Annotated in this window: 2 protein-coding genes; both read right to left on the reverse strand. The window is 69.7% G+C overall.

Annotated features, from left to right (window positions below):
• Positions 1-250 (reverse strand): hypothetical protein (locus ABWK99_RS15905; protein WP_372595656.1); only part of this gene is annotated, 250 nt, incomplete at its 3' end.
• Between the two features lie 222 nt (positions 251-472).
• Positions 473-2,005 (reverse strand): amino acid permease, encoded by a 1,533-nt coding sequence (locus ABWK99_RS15910; protein WP_372595657.1) that lies wholly within the window; start codon positions 2,003-2,005, stop codon positions 473-475.
• Positions 2,006-2,032: the final 27 nt, after the last annotated feature.

Raw genomic sequence — 2,032 nt, forward strand, 5'->3', positions numbered from 1 at the left:
CGGTGAGCTCGAGGGCACCCCCCGTGCTCGTCGGGGCCGCCGCTGCGGGGTCCCGGCTCGTCGCGCCGGACCCCAGGTCGACGGTGAGCGGATCACCCGCGCCGACGGCGGTGGTGAAGATCCGCCAGGTGCCGTCGTCCTCGACCCGATCGGTGGAGGTGGGCGTGTCGACCGAGTCGAGCAGGGGCCGCAGGGTGTCGAGGGCTCCGCCCGAGGTGGCGTCGCCGGGAAGGTCGTCCCACAGGGTCATGAGAGTGCCCCGTCGCATCACGTGCCTGTGCAGTGTGCCCCGCCGCGAGCGCGGGGCATCCGGCCGGGCGCCGTCCTGGCGCCGGAGGGGCCTGCGATCGAGCCTTCGCAGGCCGTGCTCGCTCCCGGGCCGAGCCCGGGACACGAGATCCGTTGTCATGGTGCGGATCTGCTGTTCCACCCGGTCGACGCCGAGTGACCCAGGTCACGTTAGTGGCGTGGGTCACATCCGGTCAATGGTCTCCCGACTCCCTGCGAGCGGGCGCCCTCGCTCCGCGGCGATGAACTCCCCGCGAGCCAGGCGGCTGTGCCGGTAGGAGTACGCGACGTAGATCACCATGCCGATCGCGAGCCAGACGCCGAACCGGATCCAGGTGAGGGTCGTGAGGTTGATCATCAACCACAGGCAGGCGACACCGGAGAGGATCGGCAGCGCGGGCGACCACGGGACCCGGAAGCCGCGGACCAGGTCGGGGCGGGTCCGCCTGAGGATCGGGATGCCGAAGCTCACCAGGACGAAGGCACTCAGCGTCCCGATGTTGATCATCTCCTCGAGCAGCTCCACCCGGGACAGCCCCGCGATGAGCGCCACGACGATCCCCACGCCGACCTGGAGCCGGATCGGCGTGTGGAACCGGGGCGAGGTCCGCGAGACCGAGCGTGGGAGCAGGCCGTCACGGCTCATCGCGAAGACCACACGGGTGAGCCCGAGCAGCAGCACCATGAGCACCGAGGTGAGCCCGAGCAGGATGCCGACGGAGATGACCTTGCCGGCCCATCCCGCACCGACGAGCACGAAGGCCGTGGTCAGCGACGGCGCCCCGGAGGCCGCCAGGTCCGTGTAGCTCACCATCCCGGTCACCACGACGGTGACCAGGATGTAGAGCACGGTCACCAGCGCGAGCCCGCCGAGGATCCCGCGCGGGATCGTGCGCTGCGGATCCTTGGCCTCCTCCGCCGTGGTGGCGACGACGTCGAAGCCGATGAAGGCGAAGAAGACGAGTGCTGCACCCGAGAGCAGGCCGACGACGCCGTACGTCGTGGGCTCCATCCCGGAGAGGAAGGCGAAGAGGGGCTGGTCCAGTCCCGACTTCCCCGGAGCGGCCTCGGCCGGGGGGATGAACGGGCTGTAGTTCTCGGCCTTCACGTAGAAGAAGCCCGTCACGATGATGAAGAGGGTGATGCCGACCTTGATGATCGTGAAGACGCTGTTCACCTTCGCGCTCAGCCGGGTCCCGATCGCGAGCAGGGTGGTGAACAGGCCGACGATGACGACCGGCCCCCACTCCACCGCCACCCCGCCGAGGTGCACTGTCGTCGGGATGGTGACCCCGAAGAGGCCGAAGGCGTCCGCGAGGTACACACCCCAGAACTTCGCGATGACGGCAGCGGCGAGCAGCATCTCCAGGATGAGGTCCCAGCCGATGAACCAGGCCACGACCTCGCCCATGGTCGCGTAGGAGAAGGTGTACGCCGACCCGGCGATCGGCAGCGTCGAGGCGAACTCGGCGTAGCACATGATCGCCAGCGCGCAGACGACGGAGGCGATGAGGAAGGACAGGATGACGCCGGGGCCCGCGTAGTTGGCGGCGGCGGTCGCGCCGACGGAGAAGATGCCCGCCCCGACCGCCACGGCGACGCCCATCACCGCGAGGTCCCAGGCGCTCAGGGTGCGGCTGAGCGAGCGGTCGGGGTCATGGCTGTCCGCCATCGAGGTCTCGACGGGCTTACGACGCAGGACGCTGCGGTCGATCATCTCACTCCTCGGGAACGCGAGGGCTCC

This window comes from Actinotalea sp., assembly GCF_041597215.1.
GTDB lineage: Bacteria > Actinomycetota > Actinomycetes > Actinomycetales > Cellulomonadaceae > Actinotalea.